Below are 19,178 nucleotides of genomic sequence, written 5' to 3' on the forward strand. Positions count from 1 at the left end.
TCGCCGGGGGTGGGCGCGCTTCAGGCTCCGTGGCCGAAACTCCAGGCCTCGACGTCCCGGTAGTGGATCGGTCCCGGGCCGCGGCCGATGTTGCTGCCGACCAGATGGAGCCGTTCGGCCTCCCACTCACGACCGGAGAACGCGGCGAGGCCCGCGGCGATCTCCACCGCGGCGGAGTGGTCGCCCCGGCGGGAGCGGGCCAGCGTCAGATGGGGCCGCAGCGGCCGCTCCGGGAAGGGGACACCGCATGCCCTGACGACGGCGCGTACGTCGGTGGCGAGCTGGTGCAGTCCTTCGAGGTCGCCCTCGATCCCGCTCCACAGGACCCGCTCGTCGAAGTGCCCGCCCCCGTGCAGCGCCAGCCGCAGGGGTCGCCGCCGCGCCGAGAGTTCGGCGAGCGGGGGCATCAGGAGCGGGACGGTGGTGACCGGGAGCTCGCCGAGGAACGCCAGGGTGATGTGCCAGTCCTCGATCCGGTTCCACCGCAGGCGCGGGTACGCCTCGTAGGCCGGACGCAGCGCCCGCGCCAGTTCGTCCTTGGCGTCGTCGGGCGGGGCGAGTGCCAGGAACACGCGGATCGTCGTGGCCTGCTCACGCTCGTCCGCAGCGGGCTCGGTAACGGCTTCGGGCGGTTCGTTCACCTGCCGTACCGTACGTGCCCGCCCTGCCCCCGCCACAACGCGGGGCCGACGACGCCCGGGCCGCCGGCAGCCGTCCGGGCCGGGCTCACGGCAGATCTTCGCCGATGTCCTCGAAGTCCGTCGCCTGCCCCTCGGGGCGCAGGGGGTCCGCGCCGACCCTGGCGAGGAGGAGATACGCCCCGTGCGGTGCGTCGCCGCTGACGACCGGTTCACCCTCGGCGCTCAATACGCCACCGGTGCCCTCCTCGTCGACCTCGAACCCCGCCGGGTCCAACCCGAGCCGCTCCGCGAGCGGTGTCACGGCGGAGAGCAGCCGGTCCCGCGCGGTTCCGTCGCCGACGGCCGCGGCGCTCGTGAGAGGGGACACGACAAGGAGATCGGCGAGGAACCCCCGGCGTACGCCGTCCGGGTGCGCGGCCTCGAACTCCATCGCCACCGGCCGGATTTGGGACACCAGGGGCAGCCAGGAGCGCAGCGCCTCGGCGGCGCAGCTCACCTGCTGGAGGTTGAGCTGGACACGGAAGACGACGTCGTCCGGGGAGAACCGCATCAGGGGGGCGCATGCCCCTTCGGAGAGTTGCGCGCCTGGGGCAGGCCCTGCCGGTACGGCGTTGACGACCGCGATACCGGCCTCGCCGTCCTCGAACAGGCGGACCAGCTCCGCCGGGTGGACCGGCCCCCCGGCGTGCTCGATCAGCAGAACGGGCTGCGGCTGCCCGTCCTGCTCGGCGGGAACGAAGTCGGTGACGGTCTCCCGGCGCAGGAGAACGACGTGCTCGCCGTCGTGAGGAGCGCGGAGGAACTCGTCGACGGCTGGGCGCAACTCGTCTCCGTACGCGTCCAGATCGCGCGTGAGGACGTCACGGTGCGTCGAAACGGTGACGGTGAGCCGGTCACCGGTCCGTCCATAAGAGGCGGCCAGGTCGTCCGGCAGCAGGTAGAAGACCCCGGCTTCCCCCTCGTGACCCCGGTCCAGCAACCGATGGACCAGGCGCTCGGCCGGGTCGGTGGACGTCCGGTCGAGATCGAGGATCACTTCCCTGGTGTCCGGATCGAGCGCGGGGACGGTGTCGATCCACATGCGGGTGCGGGTGAGGTCGTCCATGGGCAGTATCCAAGCACCATGGGCAGCATCCAAGCACGTGGGCCCGGAAGGGGATGGGGAGGATGCCTCCCGGCCCCCGCGAGCCCGGCATGATCCAAACGAGAGGCCCTAGGTGTCGGCCGGGGCCAGCCATGTGCCGATGCGGGCCAGGGCGCCGGGCCCGTAGTCGGCGGTGACATCGTCGGCGAGGTCCGCGACGGTGATCGAGCGCAGGGCTTCGCGCCAGGCGGCCTCTGCCCGGCCCATGGCGCGGTTGATGGCGCAGGGTGTGGTGCACGCCTCCGGGGGAGTGGCCATGGGCCCGCGTTGGCGGATCTCGGTGCAGACGAAAGCGGGCCCCGGGCCGTCGACCGCTTCGACGACGTCGAGCACGGTGATGAGGGAGGGCGAGCGGGTGAGGACGTATCCGCCCGCCTTGCCCTGTACCGACTGGACGAGTCCCGCCCGCGAGAGTGCCTGCAGTTGCTTGGCGAGGTAGCTGGGCGACACGTCGTGCAACTCCGCCAGCCGTGCGGCGGGGGCGGGTTCTTCGGCCGAGGTCAGCACGACGCAGCAGTGCAGTGCCCACTCGACCCCACCAGACATTTTCACTTCTTCACTCTAATCCACCGCCCCGAATACCCGGACATCAAATATCCGGGTAGCATCTCGGACAGAAGATGTCCGCGTTTGGTGGACGGGTGGCGGTGACGTACCCGGAAGCCGGACGGGGCTGGTGATCGAGGAAGGGCAGAGCCATGCACATTGCTGTCATCGGCGGAACCGGGCTGATCGGATCCCAGGTGGTACGGGATCTCGACGCGGCCGGTCACCGCGCGGTACCCCACTCCCAGTCCACCGGCGTGGACGTGATCACCGGCGAAGGCCTGGACGCCGCCCTCGTCGGTGCGGACGTGGTGGTCAACCTCACCAACTCGCCGACGTTCGACGACGCTTCGCCCGCGTTCTTCCGGACCTCGATGGACAACCTCGTCACCGCCGCCCGGAAGGCGTCCGTCGGGCACTTCGTCGTCCTGTCGATCGTCGGGGTCGACCAGGTGCCCGAACTGGACTACTACCGGGCCAAGACGCTCCAGGAGGACATCCTCAAGGCCGGCCCCGTGCCTTACTCCATCGTCCGCGCCACACAGTTCATGGAGTTCATCGACGCCGTCCTGTCCTGGACCGCCGACGACGAGACCGTCCGCCTTCCGCGTACCCGGCTCCAGCCGGTCGCCGCCGCGGACGTCGCCGCCACCGTCGCCGAGATCGCCTCCGGTGCTCCCCTGCAGCACACGCTCGACCTCGCCGGTCCCGACGCCTATCCCCTGGACGAACTGGGCCGCATCACCCTTCGGGCCAAGGGGGACGGCCGCTCCGTGACCACCGACGACACCGCGGGGATGTTCGCCGCCGTCGACGGTGACGTCCTCACTCCCAAGAGCGGCGCCCGTATCGCCCACACGCGCTACACCGACTGGCTGGCGCAGCGCTCCTGACCTGACCGGCCGCCCCGGGATCTTCTCCGGGGCGGCCGGCGGCCCGGCGCCGTACCGGACGGCCGGAGGTGTGCCGTGACGGCATGATTCCGGCCGTGCTCCCGCGAACGGTTCCGGCCGTCGGCAGCCCGGCCGGCATGCCCGCTGCGGACCGTCGGCCCCACCGTGACCGAGCGGACGCCGCGGGCTTCGAACGCGTACGAAAGACACCGGCCAGATCCATGGCCCCTGTGAGCTGGCCGGTCTACCCGTCGACCAGATAGGTGCCTGAGGCATCCAATGGTGGGAGGGCGCGGAACGACCGGCTCCGCGCACACGACCGCGTACTGCGAGGCGACCCGATCCCATGACGGAACCCATGACGGAACCCATGACGGAACCCATGACGGACCCGGCCCGACAGGACCTCGACCCCATCGCCCACGCCACCGCACCGACCCCCGCGACGCCCTTCCCCCAGGACCGCGGCTGCCCCTACCACCCGCCCGCCGGGTACGAACCCCTGCGCGCCGCCCGCCCGCTGAGCCGGGTCACCCTCTTCGACGGACGCTCGGTCTGGGCGGTCACCGGGCATGCCCTGGCCCGCCGGCTGCTGGCCGATCCCCGGCTGTCCACCGACCGTACCCACCCCGACTTCCCCGTCCCGGCCGAGCGGTTCGCGAATGTGGAGCAGCGCCGCGTCGCTCTTCTCGGCGTCGACGATCCCGAGCACAACGTCCAGCGCAGGATGCTCATCCCGAGCTTCTCCGTGAAGCGGATCGGCGCGCTGCGCCCCCGTATCCAGGAGACCGTGGACCGGCTGCTCGACGCGATGGAGCGGCAGGGGCCGCCCGCGGAGCTGGTCAGCGCCTACGCCCTGCCGGTGCCGTCGATGGTGATCTGCGCGCTGCTCGGCGTGCCGTACGCCGACCACGAATTCTTCGAGGAGTGCTCGCAACGGCTCCTGCGCGGCCCCGGCGCCGCCGACGTCAACAGGGCCCGCGACGAACTGGAGGAGTACCTGGGCGCGCTGATCGACCGCAAGCGTACGGAACCGGGGGAGGGGCTCCTCGACGAGCTGATCCACCGCGACCACCCGGACGGACCCGTCGACCGGGAGGAGCTGATCTCGTTCGCCGTGATCCTGCTCATCGCCGGACACGAGACGACGGCGAACATGATCTCGCTCGGCACGTTCACTCTGCTGCGCCACCCCGAACAGCTCGCGGCGCTGCGGGCCGGAGAGACGACGACGGCCGTGGTGGTCGAGGAACTGCTGCGGTTCCTGTCCATCGCCGAGGGCCTGCAGCGGCTGGCGACCGAGGACATGGAGGTCGCCGGGACGACGATCCGCAAGGGTGAGGGCGTGGTCTTCTCGACCTCGCTCATCAACCGCGACGCAGACGTGTTCCCCCGGGCCGAGACCCTCGACTGGGACCGCCCGGCCCGCCACCATCTCGCCTTCGGCTTCGGCGTCCACCAGTGCCTGGGCCAGAACCTGGCCCGCGCCGAGCTCGACATCGCGATGCGCTCCCTCTTCGAGCGGCTGCCGAACCTCAGGCTCGCCGTGCCCGCGCAGGAGATCCCCCACAAACCGGGGGACACGATCCAGGGCATGCTCGAACTGCCCGTGGCCTGGTGAGCGGCGTGGGCATCCAGGTCGACAAGGAACGCTGCGTGGGGGCCGGCATGTGCGCCCTGACCGCACCGGACGTGTTCACACAGGACGACGACGGCCTCAGCGAGGTGCTCCCGGGCCGGGCGGAGACGACCGGAGGACATCCGCTGGTGGCGGAGGCGATGAGGGCCTGTCCGGTGGGGGCGGTGGCGCTGGCCGCCGACTGACGGGGCAGGACGGGGGAGGGTGGGGGAGGAGCCGGGGACCGAGGCGGCAGTGAGGTCGATGGCATACCGCTTTGCGGCATTTATGATGTCTTGATGCGATCTGCTCCTTGGTGGGCTCTGCTCTCCTCCGGGTGTGCGCCCGTGCTGCTGGTCGGTTCCTGGACGATCGCGCAGCTGCGACAGGGCCAGGCGTACGACCCCGCGAAGCAGACCCTGAGTGTGCTGGCGTCCTACGGGGCCACCAGCTACTGGCTGATGACGGGGATGCTGTTGATGCTGGGGGCGTGCTACGTGGTCACGGCGCACGCGCTCCGGGCGGCGGCCTTCGCCGGGCGGGTCGCCCTGGCCGGCGGTGGACTGTGCGCCCTGGCACTGACGTTGGTGCCGGTCCCGAGGGGCGGTGGGGCCCTGGAGCACGGGGCCGTGGCCACCCTCGGCCTCGTACTGCTGGCGGTATGGCCTTGCCTGGCCGCCGTTCGCGGAGCGGGACCGGTTCCGTGGGGGCTGCGGCTGGATGTGTCGCTCACCGTGAGCGCGTTGATGGGCGCGTCCGCGTTGTGGTTCCTGGCCGAACTGCAGAGCGCGGGGGCGCCCGGCATCGCCGAGCGGGTGGTGACGTTCTGTCAGGCGCTGTGGCCCTTCCTGGTGGTCGTCTCCTGTCGGCGGGTCGCCGGCCGGCAGGAGACGACGCGGCCGCAGGGCTGAACGCCGGGCCGGTGCCCCCGGCTCAGCGGTTCTTCATGGCGAAGGGGCCCTTGTCGCCGAAGACGAGGCCGGCGAAGCGCTCGGCGATCCGCCGGTGGGTGGCGGGATCCGGGTGCAGATCGTCGGGCAGCGGCAGCTCGGCGTGGTCGGTCCCGTTGTAGAGGTCGAGGCCGTCGAGGTGGTGCAGATGGGGGTCGGTGGCGGCGCGTTCTCCGACGAGCCGGGCCAGTTCGTCCCGGATGACGGTGAGGGTCAGCTTCCCGGCGGCGGTCTCCGAGGGATCGCCGGTGGCGATGAACCGCAGCCGGCCTTCGCCCATCGCGCTGTAGTCGGTGGCGCTGGGGCCGGGGGTGTGCTCGTGGATGGGGCAGTGGATCGGCGAGACCACCAGCAGGGGAGTGGTGGGGTGCCCTTCGCGGATGGTGTCGAGGAAGCCATGGACGGCGGGGCCGAACGCACGCAGTCGCATGGCGTCGTGGTTGACGAGGTTGATGCCGATCTTGACGCTGATCAGGTCGGCGGGCGTGTCCCGCATGGCGCGGGCGGTGAAGGGGTCGAGCAGGGCGCTGCCGCTGAAACCCAGGTTGATCAGGTCGGCCCCGCCACGAGCCGCGGCCAGAGCGGGCCAGGTGCCGGTCGGGGTGGCGGCGTTGGAGCCGTGGCTGATGGAACTGCCGTGGTGCAGCCAGACCGGCCGGCCGCTGGGCCGGGGGGTGAGGAGCGGCGCGTCGGTGCGCAGGGCGACCAGCTCGGTGGTCTCGTCGTGGGGCAGCCAGATCTCGATGTCCTTCTCGCCGTCCGCCAGACCGGTGAACCGGAGGGTCTCCACGGGGCCGGGGCGGGCCCGCACGGTTCCTGACGCCAGGTCGATCGTGAGCGTGTCGCCGTCCGGCGCACTGGCCCGGCCCGCGAGGTGACCGTCGACGAGGAGCTCGTACACCCCGTCGGGACGCCGTGGAGCTCCGGGGTAGACCCTCTTGGTGGCCACCACGTCCAGCTCGACGGCGGTGGCCCGGGTACGGAAGGCCAGCCGGACCCCGGAGGGCTGCGACTCGGCCATGGCCAGCTGCCCGTCGGGTATCTGCTCCCGGGCATGGGCGGGCAACCGGTGGGGCAGTACGCCGCGTTCGGTCCGTTCCAGGTCGAGGGCGCCGCGCAGGACGTCGGGGCTGATGGGAGTGGTGGTCCAGTCGGGCAGGGCGTTCATCGTCTCGTTCTCTTCGCCGGGAAAGGGGTGGGTGGGCGGGAGGTTCGGGTCAGGCGGCGGCGGGCCAGTTGCGCAGCAGGGAGTCGAGGGCGCCAAGGATCTCGGTCCAGCTCTCCTGGGACGCGGGGGAGCTGTGGCTGAAGCCGCCGGCCGCCTCCAGCCCGACGTACCCGCTGAAGACACTGCCCAGCAGCCGCACCGCATGCGTCTGCTGGAGCTCGTCCAGGTCGTAGCCGCGCAGGATGGCCCGCATCATCTGCGAGTGCCGTACGCCGGCACTCGCGGCGGCTGCCTCCGCGTCGAGCCGGAACTGGGCTGCGGCGAACCGCCCCGGGTGCTGGACGGCGTAATCGCGGTACGCGTCGGCGAAGGCCATGAGCGCGTCCTTGCCGGCCCGCCCCGCCAGAGCAGCGGATGCCTGGTCGGCGAGCTCCTCCAGGGCGAGCAACGCGATCTTCGTCTTGAGATCGTGGGCGTTCTTGACGTGCGAGTACAGGCTCGCGGTCCTGACGCCCAGCTGCCGGGCGAGTGCCGAGGGCGTCACCTGCTCGAAGCCGATCTCGTCCGCCAGCTCGGCCCCTGCCCTCACCACGCGCTCCGCAGCCGGTCCTGCCTTGGCCATGACACCCTCCGAACACATCCCTGTGATTGCCTAAGGGAATATACATTTGCCTAATGGCTTTAGGCAAATTAGCGTGGCTGTTATGAATCCGCTGACCGAGCAAGAGATCCGCACCGCGTTCGTGAACTGCACCAAGGGCGAGGCCAAGCGCCTGAACATCCCCCGCGACCTGGCCGAGCGGCCCTGGGACGACATGGACTTCCTGGGCTGGCGTGACCCGCAGGCCCCCGACCGCGCGTACATCGTGGCCGCCTGGGACGGCCGCCCGGTCGGCGTCCAGCTGCGCTCATCGGACGCCGGTTCCTGGCAGACCCGCCGCAGCATGTGCTCGATGTGTGTGACCGTCCATACCGGAGGCGTCTCCCTGCTGGTGGCCCCCAGGTCCGGGAAGGCCGGCCAGCAGGGCAACTCCGTCGGCGCCTACATGTGCAGCGACCTCGCCTGCTCGCTCTACGTGCGCGGGAAGAAGGACGCGGGCGTCGGCGCGCGGCTCCATGAGTCGCTCACCCTGGAGGAGAAGATCCAGCGGACCGTGGCGAATCTCGCCGCGTTCATCGCCAAGGTGACCGAGTGACGTTGCCGCGATCCATCCGTGTGTATCACCTTCGGGCCTGTCGGCCCGGGGTCACCGCAGCTGCTTGAGGGCCGCTTCGACGGCGTCCGTGACGCTGTCCACGGCGCTGCCTGTCGCGTCGCCGACCCGGCCCGCGGCCGCGTGCGCCTGGTGGGTGACCGCGTCCGAGGCGTGGCCGACGGTGTGGCGGGTGCGGTAGGCGAGCGAGGGCTTGCCGTGGGTGTCGGCGGCGGCGATGAGCAGTCCGCCGAGCATGGACGCGTTCTTGAGGAACTGGATCCGCTGGGTCGCGCGCTCCTCCGGGTCCTCGATCGTCCAGAAGCGGTGGGCCGCCAGGGTCGTCGGCACCAGGGTCGCGGCGAGAGCCGCCGAGGCCAGCCGCGGCGCCCGCCCCAGGGCGAGCAGGACGCCGGCGCCGAGCTGGACCGCGCCGTTGAGGCGTACGAGGCGCTCGGGATCCTCCGGCAGCAGGGAGGTCCGCGGGGCGATCCTCGTGGAGACCGGATCGGTCACGGACTCGGCGGCGGGGACCAGGCGCGCGGGATCGCGCACCGCGCTGTATCCGCCGCTGACGAACATCGAAGCCAGCAGGGGTCGGGCGACTCTACGCAGAACTGTCATGACGGTCAGCTGCCCCGCCCGCGCGGGGGGCACACGCGCCCATGCGGGGGGTATGCCCGCCCGTGCGGGGAACGTGCGCGCTTGCGCCAGGCTTCCAGGGTCGGTCCGGTGGAGCTTTTCGCGGATGACGCCGTTCGGTGTCACGTGGTGCCAGCTTTCGCCAGACGTGGCGCCACATGGTGTCGCCCGGTGCCAATCGGTGCCAGCTAACGCCGCACGGGGCGTGCGAGCGCGCCGGGAGCCCTCGTGGCTCAGGGCTCGCTCCCCACGTTTCCCCAGCTCAACCGGGTCGGCCGAGTCGGCTCCCCGCCCTGAGCGCCATAAGGCCTTGCGTGTGGCGCCACTGTGGTGCCATCATGGCGTCATGGACCTCACCCCCTACGTTGACTCCCTCCGCCGCGAGCTCGCGGTGGCCGCCGAAGCCGGCGGCGACGAAGCCCGTGCGCTGGCGGACAGGCTCACCGCTCCTCTGGAGTCCGCGACCCGGCTGACCATGCTGCATGTCCTCTCCGCCGCGATGGACGAGGTGACGCGCGAGCTCGCCCCCGGTTCCGTCGATGTACGGCTGCGCGGACTGGACCCCGACTTCGTGGTGACCCTGCCGCATGCCGGGGACGGCGTACCCGCGGAACCGGCCGGAGTCGCCGGGCCCGCCGAGCCCGCCGAGCCCTCCAGGGGGCCGGCCGACGGTGACGAAGGCGGCACCGCCCGGGTCAATCTGCGTCTGCCGGCGCACCTCAAGGCGCGCGCCGAGGAGGCCGCGGCCGGTGAGGGGCTGTCGGTCAACGCCTGGCTGGTGCGGGCGGTGTCGGCTGCGGTGGACGGCGGCGGCGCCCGGCCCCGTACGGCGGAGAAGGCCCGGGCCGTCGGGCAGAGCTTCACCGGCTGGGTGCGCTAGCCGCGCCCTGCCCCGTACCACTTCACCCACATCACGTCCCACCAGCGGGGACGTCCCCAAGACCCACGAGGACGGGACAGCCATGCCTTCTTTCGACACTCCTGAGCCGATCTCGGTCACCGCGCATGTGGAGGCCGGTTCCGTTCAGTTCACCGCGGGCGAGGGTCCCAGCACCGTCGTGGACGTGCGGCCCCGGGACCCCGAGCGGGACCAGGACGTGCGGACGGCCGGTCAGACCGGGGTCACGTACGCGGGCGGCGTACTCGCCGTCAGGACGCCCAAGCCCGGCCTGCTCGGCCGCACCGGCACCGTCGACGTGACGGTCGAACTGCCCGCGGGCTCGCGCATCGAGGTGACCGGCGCCTGGGTCCAGGTGCTCGGCGAGGGCCGGCTCGGCGAGGTCCGTGTGAAGACCTCGTCCGGCGATGTCCGTCTCGACACGACCGGCCCGCTGAAGCTGACCGCGTCGCACGGCTCGATCACCGTGGACCGGGCCGAGGGCGCGGCCGAGATCACCACCAGCTCCGGGAGCCTGCGCGTCGGCTTCGTCGAGGGCCCCGCCGTCCTGAAGAACTCGCACGGCACCACCACGGTCGGCGTCGCACTGGGTGACTTGCGGGTGAGCGGGGCCAACGGCGACATCGACATCACACGCTCCGAGGGATCGGTCACCGCCACCACCGCCCACGGCACCCTGCGCGTCGCCGAAGTGGCCCGTGGAACCGTCCAGTTGGAGACCTCCTACGGAGCCATCGAGGTCGGCGTCCGCGAGGGCACCGCCGCCTGGCTCGACGTCAGCTCCGGCTCCGGCCAGGTGCGCAACACGCTCACCTCGTCCAAGGCCCCGGAGGAGAGCGAGGACAACGTCAGGATCCGCGCCCGCACCCGGTTCGGCAACATCGACATCCGCCGCGCCCGACCCTGACCCGGCGGGAGCCGCCCCAGGCGTACCGGCTCCCGCCACTCACCCGCTACCGACTCCGTCCGAACTCGTCCGCATCCGTCCGCACTCCTCAGGGGGGACTCATGCCCACTTCTGTCATGCCCACATCCATTCGAGGCGGCGGTCAGCTGCCGCCGGCCGCGGTCTCCGCCGTCGGTCTGCGCAAGGCGTACGGTGACCACACCGTCCTCGACGGCATCGATCTGCACATCCCGGCCGGATCGGTGTTCGCCCTGCTCGGGCCGAACGGCGCCGGCAAGACCACCGCCGTCAAGATCCTCTCCACGCTCATCACCGCCGACGGCGGCCAGGCCCAGGTCGCGGGCCACTCCATCGCCACCTCCCCGGACAGCGTGCGTGCCGCGATCGGCGTCACCGGGCAGTTCTCCGCCGTCGACGGGCTGATCACCGGCGAGGAGAACATGCTCCTCATGGCGGACCTGCACCACCTGCCCAGACGCGAAGGGCGCCGGGTCGCCGCGGAACTCCTGGAACGCTTCGGCCTCACCGACGCCGCGAGGAAGCCCGCCCAGAGCTACTCCGGCGGTATGAAGCGCCGCCTCGACATCGCCATGACCCTCGTCGGCGGTCCCAGGATCATCTTCCTCGACGAGCCGACCACCGGCCTCGACCCGCGCTCCCGGCACACCATGTGGCAGATCATCCGCGAGCTCGTCGCGGTGGGCGTCACCGTCTTCCTCACCACCCAGTACCTGGAGGAGGCCGACCAGCTCGCCGACCGCATCGCGGTGCTCGACGGCGGCAGGATCGCCGCCGAAGGCACCGCGGAGGAGCTCAAGCGGCTCATCCCCGGCGGCCACGTCCGGCTGCGCTTCTCCGACCCGGCCGCCTACCGGAGCGCCGCCGCCGCGCTCCGCGGCACCACCCGGGACGAGGAGGCGCTCGCCCTGCGGATCCCCAGCGACGGCAGCCAGCACGAGCTGTACGCCATCCTCGGCCGGCTGGACTCCGCCGGCGTCGAGGCGGACGAACTGACCGTGCACACCCCCGACCTCGACGACGTGTTCTTCGCCCTGACCGGCGCCACCGTCCCCGACCAGCCCAAGGAGACCGCCCGATGAGCTCCCTCTCCCTCGCCGTGCGCGACTCGTCCACGATGCTGCGACGCAACCTCCTGCACGCGCGGCGCTATCCGTCCCTCACCCTGAACCTGCTGCTCACGCCGATCGTGCTGCTCCTGCTCTTCGTCTACATCTTCGGCGACGCGATGAGCTCGGTCATCGGCGGCGGGGGCCCGGACCGCTCCGCGTACATCGCCTACGTCGTCCCGGGCCTGCTGCTGATGACGATCGGCAGCACCGTGGTCGGAACCGCCGTGTCCGTCTCCAACGACATGACCGAGGGCATCATCGCCCGCTTCCGTACGATGGCGATCCACCGCCCTTCGGTCCTCGTCGGGCACGTCGTCGGCAGCGTGCTCCAGTCGGTCATGAGCGTGGTCCTCGTCGGTGTCGTCGCCGTGGCCATCGGTTTCCGGTCCACGGACGCGACCGCCCTGGAGTGGCTGGCGGCCTTCGGACTCCTCGTGCTCTTCGCCACGGCGCTCACCTGGATCGCCGTCGGCATGGGCCTGGTCAGCCCGAACGCCGAGGCCGCGAGCAACAACGCGACGCCGCTGATCCTGCTGCCGCTCCTCTCCAGCGCCTTCACCCCGGTCGACTCCATGCCCGGCTGGTTCCGGCCGATCGCCGAGTACCAGCCGTTCACGCCCGCCATCGAGACCCTGCGGGGCCTGCTGCTCGGGACCGAGATCGGTCACTCCGGGTGGCTCGCCGTCGCCTGGTGCGTGGGGCTCGCGGTGGTCGGCTACCTCTGGTCGACCGCGAAGTTCGGCCGCGAAGCGAAGTGACCGCCACGGCGGCGCGGGTCGCGGGAACCGCCCTCCCTCAGGAGCGGGTGGCGGTCCCGCACCCCGCGTCGCCCTTCCGCAACGGGCCGCGCCGCGGCCCCTGTTGCCATAACACGCCGCCACAGCCAGGGAGTTCTCGAACCGGCCGGCGTCCCGTCCCACCGGCACCGGCTCCGGCCCGCTCGCACTCCCGGCGCCGACACGGGCGGGCCACGCGGGGTAACCTCCTTCCTCGGCCTCTTACGAAACGCAGGTGAGGACGGTCGCACCGGAAGCCGGGGCCCTCCACGACTTCCCACTCCCCACGACCCCGGAGACACCGCCATGCCACGCGTCCTCCTCGTCGAAGACGACCCCTCCGTACGCGAGGGCGTCGAGCTCGGGCTGCGGCGCTGCGGGCACGACGTCCTCGCCGCCGCGACCGGTGAAGCCGGTCTGGAGGCACTGTGTGCGTTCCGCCCCGACCTCCTGCTGCTCGACCTGATGCTGCCCGCCATGGACGGCGTCCAGGTGTGCTGCCGGGTACGCGAGAACAGCCAGCTGCCGATCATCATGCTGACCGCGCTCGGCGACGACGTGGACATCGTCGTCGGCCTCGACGCCGGCGCGGACGACTACATCGTCAAACCCGCCCGTACCGAGGTCATCGAGGCCCGCATACGTGCCGTGCTGCGCGGCATCGAAGCCCCGAACGACGCGAGGCCCGCCGTCGAGCACCACGGTGGACTCGACATCGACCGTGCCGGCCACACCGTCAGCAGGTCGGGCGACCCGGTCGCCCTCGCCCCCTCCGAACTGAAGCTGTTGCTGCACCTGTCCGCCGCGCCGGAACAGGTCTTCAGCCGGCAGCGGCTCCTGGCCGATGTCTGGGACCACAGCTACTACAGTGACGTCCGCCTGGTGGACGCCTGCGTGCGGCGGCTGCGCATCAAGATCGAGGACCCGTCCCGCAGCCCTCGGTACATCCAGACCGTCCGCGGCCTCGGCTACCGCTTCGGCCCGCTGTGAGGATGCCGACAGCGGCCTCGGCGTTCGGTCTGCGCACCCGCCTGGTGCTCGCGTTCCTGCTGGTGGCCGCGGTCAGCGCCGTCACGACCGCCGCGCTGACCTATCGGGAGGCACGCAGCGCGGTCCTCGTACGCGCGCAGGACACCGCCGTCGCCTCCTTCCGCGAGGAGGCCGAACGGTTCGTCCCCAGCCTGCCCCTGGACCCCGAATCCCTCCGGTGGAACCTCTACGACATCGCGGCGCGCGCCAAACCCCACCCATGGATCGTCTTCGCCGAGTACGGCTCGCTGCGCGCCTCCTCGGGCGACCGGCCCGTCTCCGGCGTACTCACCGCGGAGCTGCGCCGCACCGCGCACACCTCGCCGCACGGCACCTTCGAGCGGGTCGTCAAGGACGGGAAGGCGTATCTGACCATCGGGATGCCCGTGATGACCCGGGTCGTCGCCGGCGGCCGCGCGGTACCCAGCGGCCTGGTCCTCTTCGCCGTGATGCCCATGACGAACGAGGAGGTGGACATCGACGCCCTGGTGACCGCCGCCCGCGACGGCGCACTGCCCGGACTCGCCGTCGCCCTGGTGCCCGCACTGCTCGCGGCCCGCAGCGTCCTGCGCCCCGTCCGTGAACTGCGGCGTGCCGCGCACTCCATGGGCGGCGGGCAGCTCGACACCCGGATCGCCGTACGCGGCCGCGACGAAATGGCCGCCCTGGCCAGCACGTTCAACGAGTCGGCGGCCCGCCTCGAACACTCCGTACAGGAGCTGCAGGACGCCGGGACGCGGGCACGCCGCTTCGCCTCGGACGTCTCGCACGAGTTGCGCACCCCGCTCGCCGGCATGCTCGCCGTCACGGACGTCCTGGACGAGGACGCCGGGACCCTCGACCCGGACACCGCACGGGCGGTGCGCCTGATCAGCGCCGAGACCGGCAAACTCGCCATGCTGGTGGAGGACCTGATGGAGATATCCCGCTTCGACGCCCGGGCGGTGTCTCTCGTCACCGACGAGGTCGACGCGGCCGAGGCCGTGCGCAGCACCCTCTCCGGCAGACAGTGGCTCGACCGGATCCGTACGGAGCTGCCCGAGGGCTTCCGTATCCGCCTCGACCCGCGCCGCTTCGACGTCATCGTGGCCAACCTGGTCGGCAACGCCCTGCGGCACGGTGCCGAACCGGTCACCGTACGGCTGTCGAAACGCGGCGGTGCGCTGATCGTCGAGGTGCACGACAACGGCCCCGGGATCGCACCGGACGCGCTGCCGCACATCTTCGACCGCTTCTACAAGGCGGACGCCGCACGTGCCCGCTCGTCGGGCAGCGGCCTCGGGCTCGCGATCACCGAGGAGAACGTACGGCTGCACGGCGGCACGATCCACGCGCGGAACGCCCCCGGAGGCGGCGCGCTGTTCACGGTGGAGCTGCCCTTCGAAGGGCCCGCGTCGGCGTCCGGCGCGCCGGACGGCCCGTTGCCCGCGCAAGCCTCGGAACCGCCGGACAGCCGCGACGGAAATGGGGCCACGGCATGAGGGAGCTGACGTTCCGTCCCCGCAGGACGGCCCGGCTCGCCGCGCTGCTGGCGCTCGCCGGAGCCCCGCTCACCGGCTGCGGTATCCAGGAGACAGCCGTGGTCGAGGCCGGCCGCCCGGTCGTCGCCGATCTGCTTCCGCCGCGTGAGGGACGTGTGCTGCTCTTCTTCATCTCCCCGGATGGCGAACTGCTGCCTGTGCCACGGATCGTTGAACGACCGTGGCTCAGCGGCACCGCCGGACCTGACGGCTCGTCCGCCGGCTCCGACGTGGTGCGCGGAGAGGACGGACGCGGCGGTACGCCCCTGACGGGGGAGGAGATGAGCGAGCCCCTGCCACCCCTCGCGGCCGTCACCGCTCTGCTCGCCGGGCCGGACAAGGCCGAACGGCGGGCCGGGTTCCGTAACGCCCCCTCGCTGCCCCGTACGGCATCCGCCGACCGGATCGTGACGGGTGGCCCCACCGTCGAGGTGAACCTCAAGCTGAGGGTGACACGGCTGACCGCGCGCGCCCGCGACCAGCTCGTCTGCACGGCCGCGTACGCGGCACATGCGCAGGGGGCCGTGTCCGTGAGCCTGGTGGGGCAGGACGGACGTCTCGCCCCGGCGGAGTGCCCCGTTCGAGCGGTCCGGGTGCCGGCCCGCTGAGCCGTTGTCCGGATGCCGGCCCGCCGAGCCGTGGCGGAGGGCGCGCGCACGGCCGAGCGGCGGCCGGGGAGACCGGCCGCCGCCACGGCCCGCCGGAACGTCCGTTCCGGCGGGCCGCTCTCCTTGAACTCACCCGGGCGGGAGACCCGCCCGGGTGAGCCTCACCTGCCGAAGAAGGCGTTGTGGACCGTGACCGCCGACTCGTTGCCGCTCTTGTCGGTGACGACGGCCTTCAGAGAGACCGCCCTGCCCTTCTCCGGTCCGCGCACCGTGATCTTCCCGGCCACGACCGGGGCGGGCAGCCACTGCGCGTCGTCGTACGACACCAGCACCCGCAGCGTCTTGAGATTGGCGCCGGCCGCCGCACCCTGCACCTCGACGGGAACGGTCTGCTTGCCGCCCGCCGGGACGGTGGAGTCCAGCGCGAGCTGCGGCAGGAAACGGACCGTGGAGACCGGGAGCATCGCCGGGCTCTCGGTGCGGGCCGAGGTGAAGGTCCACGAGGCGTCGATCCGGGTCCCGGCGCGGTTGACCGCGGGGTTCCGCTCGATCGTGGTCTCCACCTTGTACGCGGCGGATTTGGCCGGCAGCGCGAAGGGCTGCTGGTCGATGGCGGCGTCCTCCCGCAGATACAGCTGCCCGTTGCGGTGGATGGTGGTGCTCGCCTTCGTGTACTCGGCGAATCCGGAGTGCCCTGCCCCGTCACTGACCAGCGGGAACGCGCCGTAGATGTCGTCCCCGTCGCGTACGATCCCGTCGTCCGCCTTCATCCGCGGGCCCAGCACACCGACGTTGAAGGTCTCGGTGTACGTCGCCCCCGCCGAGAACTGCCGGTACCCGCCGAGCTCGTACGCCGAGTCGAGGCCCCGGTAGCCCGTCGGGTCCGCCTCGCCCAGGAGACCCGCGACGATGTTCCAGGTGGCCCCGCCCGCCGTGGACAGGTACACATTCCGCGTCTCCGGCGCCGGGCGTACGGTGTAGAGCGCGTCGACGCCGCCTCCGTGCTCCAGCATGCCGTGCGCCGCGAGGACACCGTCGGCACCGGGCACGGACGAGCCGATCCTCGCCTTCACCAGGGCCATGTTCTTCGTCGTGTAGGTCCGGCTGAAGCCGGTGGCCAGCTCCCGCACCGGGCCGCCGGTGAGCATGTTGTACTCGTTGCCGTTCCGCTCCCAGTGGGCGGACCACTGCTGGGCGAGGACACCCTCGGCCATCCGCGAACCCTGGTACGCGGTACGGAGGTTGTCGAAGCTGCTGTACTCGCGCCCCTCGATGATGAACGTCTCGGGTGTGCTCAGCGTGTACATCATTCCGGCGCGCGTGGAGCGTGCGGCCGCGTCCGGCACCTTGACCGTCACGGGCCGGGTGGTCCGGGCGTCGAGGGTGACCGTGGTGGGCCCGGTGACCGAGAGCTCGGGATTGTTGATCAGATCGGCGCCCTTGCGCGGGTCCGCCGGGTCGACCAGCATGTCGGCGGCGAGGCTGTACGTACCGCGCGGCAGCCGGACCGTGGTGGTGCCCGACGACAGATCGGGGAAGAACCGCAGGCCCGAGGCGGACTCGCGGTAGCCCTTCAGGTCGGCCTCCCAGGCGGTGCTGGGAGCACCGTCCCGTCCCAGGGTCTTGAAGGTGACGTCGTACGACTCGCTCTCACGCTCCACCGCAGCCGGGGTGCGCACGCTCACACCGTCTCCGGACGCGACGACCGTGGCCGAGTACGAACCGTCGACCGTCCCGCCGAGCCGGGTGTCGGCCGTCAGGTTCACGGCAGCGGTGCCGCCCGCCGGGACCGTGACCCGCTGCGCGTCGAGGGTGAAGAACCCGGCCGGCGCGGGCTGCCCGTCGCCGCCGGTGGGCGCCGCGAGCGACAGGTCCAGCGTCACGTCGGCGGTGCCGCTGTTGCGGTACGTCACCTTCTTGGTGACGGGTGTGTCGTCGGTGTGGGGCCACTGCTGGGTGGCCAGACCGACCGAGACCGGTTCGGAGACCAGTGTCCGGTCGATCGCCTTGTCGACGGCGAGCCGCCCCGCGCCCTGCTGGAAGACCGAGTGGGAACCGCCCTCGGCCGAGCCGGTCAGGACGGCCTTGATCTGGGCGCCCGTCCAGGCGGGGTTCTTCTGCTTGAGGATCGCCGCCGCGCCCGCGACGTGCGGGGTGGCCATCGAGGTGCCGTCCTTGGTGGTGTACCCGGGCGGGTTCTGCCCCCCGGTGCCCACCGCCGCGGCCGCCGTGATCGCCACGCCCGGCGCGGTGATGTCGGGCTTGACGGCACCGTCCCCGGTGCGGGGCCCGACGCCGGAGAAGTCGGCGATCAGGTCGTCGTCGTCGACGGCGCCGACCGTCAGGGCCGCGTCGGCGCTGCCCGGTGATGCGACCGTGCCCCGCCCGGGCCCGCTGTTGCCCGCGGCTATCGCGAACAGGACGCCCTTCTCCGCGGAGACCTTGTTGACCTGGGCCTCCATCGGGTCGATCCCCGGGGTGTCGGGGCCGCCCAGACTCATGTTGATGACGTCGGCGCCCTGGGCGACAGCCCAGTCGACCCCCGCGATGATGCCGGAGTCGTCACCCACCCCACGGTCGTCCAGAACCTTGGCGCTGATCAGCTGGGCCCCGGGCGCCACGCCCTTGAACCGGGCGTCCTTCGCCCCGGTGCCGGCCGCGATGGAGGCCACGTGGGTGCCGTGCCCGACCCGGTCCAGGGCGTCGGGGGAGCCGCTGAAGTTCCGCTCGGCCACCACCCGGCCCGTCAGATCCGGGTGGGTGGCGTCGATCCCGGTGTCCACGACGGCGATCTTCGTACCGGTGCCGTCGTACGAGCGGGCCCAGGCGGCCGGGGCGCCGATCTGCCCGGTGCTGCGGTCGAGCGACGCCTTACGGGTGCCGTCCAGCCAGATGTGCGCGATGCCGGAGGTCGTGGCCGCCGACCCGTCACCCCGCTGACGGGTCAGCGCATCCCACAGCGACCCCGTGCTGTCCGTGGCTGCGGCGCTGGTGACCGCATCGGCGTCGAGCGCCGACAGGGTCCGGCGTACGGTGGTGCCGTCGGAGGCCCGTACCTCGGCGCGGGCGGACCCGGCCGCCGATCCCCGGTAGCCGACGATCACCTTGAGCCCGGCCCGGTGGGCCTTGCGGCTCTCCGCCGCGGCGAGTCCGGTGATGTCGAACAGCCGCTGGTCCAGCTTTCCGTCGGCGATGAGCCGTCTGGCGTCCCGCGGCACCACATACGTACGGCCGTTCTGGGTGTGCGTGAAGAAGGGCATGTCCTCCCGGCCCTTCGCCCGCTCGATACCGCCGGCCCGGCCGCGGGAGTCCACGAGGACCCGGTCACCGGTGATCAGGGTGACGGTGTGCACGGTCCTGCCGGCCGCCCCCAGGCCCTTGGTGGTGACGGGGAGAGCCGTGTCCGGGCCGCTGGTGTCCGCCGCTGCCGGACCTGTTATGCACGCCGTCAGCACGACGGCGGCCGCAGCGACGACGGCGTACGCCTTCTTTGATCGTTTACGCAAGATTGCCCC

Annotated in this window: 19 protein-coding genes; 12 read left to right on the top strand and 7 right to left on the bottom strand. The window is 71.9% G+C overall.

Going from position 1 to position 19,178, the window contains the following annotated elements:
* Positions 1–20 precede the first annotated feature (20 nt).
* The 3 genes from thpR to IE264_RS17695 all read right to left on the bottom strand — a co-directional run bounded on the left by thpR (position 21) and on the right by IE264_RS17695 (position 2,331).
* Entirely contained in the window at positions 21–641 is a 621-nt protein-coding gene (gene thpR / locus IE264_RS17680) for an RNA 2',3'-cyclic phosphodiesterase (RefSeq protein ID WP_032754747.1), read from the bottom strand.
* Positions 642–726: 85 nt separating this feature from the next.
* Positions 727–1,746, bottom strand: coding sequence for a hypothetical protein (locus tag IE264_RS37950; protein WP_229887587.1), 1,020 nt, complete (start codon positions 1,744–1,746; stop codon positions 727–729).
* 108 nt (positions 1,747–1,854) lie between these two features.
* Positions 1,855–2,331, bottom strand: a complete 477-nt coding sequence (locus IE264_RS17695) for an RrF2 family transcriptional regulator (protein ID WP_015606617.1) — start codon at positions 2,329–2,331, stop codon at positions 1,855–1,857.
* A gap of 152 nt (positions 2,332–2,483) precedes the next feature.
* Here IE264_RS17695 and IE264_RS17700 point away from each other — a divergent pair, with 152 nt between their 5' ends.
* The 4 genes from IE264_RS17700 to IE264_RS17715 all read left to right on the top strand — a co-directional run bounded on the left by IE264_RS17700 (position 2,484) and on the right by IE264_RS17715 (position 5,753).
* Positions 2,484–3,224, top strand: a complete 741-nt coding sequence (locus tag IE264_RS17700) for an SDR family oxidoreductase (RefSeq protein ID WP_032754749.1) — start codon at positions 2,484–2,486, stop codon at positions 3,222–3,224.
* Between the two features lie 370 nt (positions 3,225–3,594).
* Positions 3,595–4,845: a cytochrome P450 gene (locus IE264_RS17705; protein ID WP_015606615.1), complete on the top strand. Its 1,251-nt coding sequence runs from the start codon at positions 3,595–3,597 to the stop codon at positions 4,843–4,845.
* Positions 4,842–5,048: a ferredoxin gene (locus IE264_RS17710; protein WP_180288919.1), complete on the top strand. Its 207-nt coding sequence runs from the start codon at positions 4,842–4,844 to the stop codon at positions 5,046–5,048. Before IE264_RS17705 ends, IE264_RS17710 begins: the two co-directional genes overlap by 4 nt.
* Before the next feature lie 93 nt (positions 5,049–5,141).
* Positions 5,142–5,753: a DUF998 domain-containing protein gene (locus IE264_RS17715; protein WP_032754751.1), complete on the top strand. Its 612-nt coding sequence runs from the start codon at positions 5,142–5,144 to the stop codon at positions 5,751–5,753.
* Positions 5,754–5,775: 22 nt separating this feature from the next.
* On the opposite strand, the gene IE264_RS17720 is transcribed toward IE264_RS17715, so the two are convergent.
* Both IE264_RS17720 and IE264_RS17725 read right to left on the bottom strand, forming a co-directional pair.
* Positions 5,776–6,960 carry a GDSL-type esterase/lipase family protein gene (locus IE264_RS17720; protein ID WP_032754753.1) on the bottom strand — a complete coding sequence of 395 codons (1,185 nt, stop codon included), beginning with the start codon at positions 6,958–6,960 and terminating at the stop codon, positions 5,776–5,778.
* 49 nt (positions 6,961–7,009) lie between these two features.
* Positions 7,010–7,582, bottom strand: a complete 573-nt coding sequence (locus tag IE264_RS17725) for a TetR/AcrR family transcriptional regulator (protein ID WP_032754755.1) — start codon at positions 7,580–7,582, stop codon at positions 7,010–7,012.
* A gap of 82 nt (positions 7,583–7,664) precedes the next feature.
* Between IE264_RS17725 and IE264_RS17730 the strand changes: the two genes are divergently transcribed.
* The gene (locus IE264_RS17730) at positions 7,665–8,156 is read left to right on the top strand and encodes an FBP domain-containing protein (protein WP_032754757.1); all 492 of its coding nucleotides are present in this window, start codon (positions 7,665–7,667) and stop codon (positions 8,154–8,156) included.
* Positions 8,157–8,207: 51 nt separating this feature from the next.
* On the opposite strand, the gene IE264_RS17735 is transcribed toward IE264_RS17730, so the two are convergent.
* On the bottom strand, positions 8,208–8,777 hold the full coding sequence (locus IE264_RS17735; protein WP_032755006.1) for a DoxX family protein: 570 nt from the start codon (positions 8,775–8,777) through the stop codon (positions 8,208–8,210).
* A 364-nt stretch (positions 8,778–9,141) separates the two neighbouring features.
* On the opposite strand from IE264_RS17735, the gene IE264_RS17740 reads away from it, so the two are divergent.
* The 7 genes from IE264_RS17740 to IE264_RS17770 all read left to right on the top strand — a co-directional run bounded on the left by IE264_RS17740 (position 9,142) and on the right by IE264_RS17770 (position 15,663).
* On the top strand, positions 9,142–9,675 hold the full coding sequence (locus IE264_RS17740; RefSeq protein WP_032754758.1) for a toxin-antitoxin system HicB family antitoxin: 534 nt from the start codon (positions 9,142–9,144) through the stop codon (positions 9,673–9,675).
* 82 nt (positions 9,676–9,757) lie between these two features.
* On the top strand, positions 9,758–10,600 hold the full coding sequence (locus tag IE264_RS17745; RefSeq protein ID WP_015606607.1) for a DUF4097 family beta strand repeat-containing protein: 843 nt from the start codon (positions 9,758–9,760) through the stop codon (positions 10,598–10,600).
* Between the two features lie 116 nt (positions 10,601–10,716).
* Positions 10,717–11,700: a daunorubicin resistance protein DrrA family ABC transporter ATP-binding protein gene (locus IE264_RS17750; RefSeq protein ID WP_032754761.1), complete on the top strand. Its 984-nt coding sequence runs from the start codon at positions 10,717–10,719 to the stop codon at positions 11,698–11,700.
* Positions 11,697–12,488, top strand: coding sequence for an ABC transporter permease (locus tag IE264_RS17755; RefSeq protein WP_015606605.1), 792 nt, complete (start codon positions 11,697–11,699; stop codon positions 12,486–12,488). Before IE264_RS17750 ends, IE264_RS17755 begins: the two co-directional genes overlap by 4 nt.
* 324 nt (positions 12,489–12,812) lie before the next feature.
* Positions 12,813–13,496 carry a response regulator gene (locus IE264_RS17760; protein ID WP_032754763.1) on the top strand — a complete coding sequence of 228 codons (684 nt, stop codon included), beginning with the start codon at positions 12,813–12,815 and terminating at the stop codon, positions 13,494–13,496.
* A 2-nt stretch (positions 13,497–13,498) separates the two neighbouring features.
* The gene (locus IE264_RS17765) at positions 13,499–15,016 is read left to right on the top strand and encodes an ATP-binding protein (RefSeq protein ID WP_032754765.1); all 1,518 of its coding nucleotides are present in this window, start codon (positions 13,499–13,501) and stop codon (positions 15,014–15,016) included.
* The gene (locus IE264_RS17770; protein WP_032754767.1) at positions 15,013–15,663 is read left to right on the top strand and encodes a hypothetical protein; all 651 of its coding nucleotides are present in this window, start codon (positions 15,013–15,015) and stop codon (positions 15,661–15,663) included. The genes IE264_RS17765 and IE264_RS17770 overlap by 4 nt, the downstream gene beginning before the upstream one ends.
* A gap of 161 nt (positions 15,664–15,824) precedes the next feature.
* Here IE264_RS17770 and IE264_RS17775 read toward each other — a convergent pair whose 3' ends face one another.
* On the bottom strand, positions 15,825–19,169 hold the full coding sequence (locus IE264_RS17775) for a S8 family peptidase (RefSeq protein ID WP_032754769.1): 3,345 nt from the start codon (positions 19,167–19,169) through the stop codon (positions 15,825–15,827).
* Positions 19,170–19,178 lie beyond the last annotated feature (9 nt).

It is taken from the genome of Streptomyces microflavus (genome assembly GCF_014650075.1).
Classification (GTDB): Bacteria; Actinomycetota; Actinomycetes; order Streptomycetales; family Streptomycetaceae; genus Streptomyces; species Streptomyces microflavus.

Bases quoted from the DNA above. Each gene is read 5' to 3' on its own strand.
- IE264_RS17715 (WP_032754751.1), top strand. From the start codon at position 5,142: ATGCGATCTGCTCCTTGGTGGGCTCTGCTCTCCTCCGGGTGTGCGCCC.
- IE264_RS17745 (WP_015606607.1), top strand. From the start codon at position 9,758: ATGCCTTCTTTCGACACTCCTGAGCCGATCTCGGTCACCGCGCATGTG.
- IE264_RS17755 (WP_015606605.1), top strand. From the start codon at position 11,697: ATGAGCTCCCTCTCCCTCGCCGTGCGCGACTCGTCCACGATGCTGCGA.
- IE264_RS17750 (WP_032754761.1), top strand. From the start codon at position 10,717: ATGCCCACATCCATTCGAGGCGGCGGTCAGCTGCCGCCGGCCGCGGTC.
- IE264_RS17720 (WP_032754753.1), bottom strand. From the start codon at position 6,960: ATGAACGCCCTGCCCGACTGGACCACCACTCCCATCAGCCCCGACGTC.
- IE264_RS17725 (WP_032754755.1), bottom strand. From the start codon at position 7,582: ATGGCCAAGGCAGGACCGGCTGCGGAGCGCGTGGTGAGGGCAGGGGCC.
- IE264_RS17730 (WP_032754757.1), top strand. From the start codon at position 7,665: ATGAATCCGCTGACCGAGCAAGAGATCCGCACCGCGTTCGTGAACTGC.
- IE264_RS17705 (WP_015606615.1), top strand. From the start codon at position 3,595: ATGACGGAACCCATGACGGACCCGGCCCGACAGGACCTCGACCCCATC.
- IE264_RS17770 (WP_032754767.1), top strand. From the start codon at position 15,013: ATGAGGGAGCTGACGTTCCGTCCCCGCAGGACGGCCCGGCTCGCCGCG.
- IE264_RS17760 (WP_032754763.1), top strand. From the start codon at position 12,813: ATGCCACGCGTCCTCCTCGTCGAAGACGACCCCTCCGTACGCGAGGGC.
- IE264_RS17740 (WP_032754758.1), top strand. From the start codon at position 9,142: ATGGACCTCACCCCCTACGTTGACTCCCTCCGCCGCGAGCTCGCGGTG.
- IE264_RS17735 (WP_032755006.1), bottom strand. From the start codon at position 8,777: ATGACAGTTCTGCGTAGAGTCGCCCGACCCCTGCTGGCTTCGATGTTC.
- IE264_RS17695 (WP_015606617.1), bottom strand. From the start codon at position 2,331: ATGTCTGGTGGGGTCGAGTGGGCACTGCACTGCTGCGTCGTGCTGACC.
- IE264_RS17765 (WP_032754765.1), top strand. From the start codon at position 13,499: ATGCCGACAGCGGCCTCGGCGTTCGGTCTGCGCACCCGCCTGGTGCTC.
- IE264_RS17700 (WP_032754749.1), top strand. From the start codon at position 2,484: ATGCACATTGCTGTCATCGGCGGAACCGGGCTGATCGGATCCCAGGTG.
- IE264_RS37950 (WP_229887587.1), bottom strand. From the start codon at position 1,746: ATGGACGACCTCACCCGCACCCGCATGTGGATCGACACCGTCCCCGCG.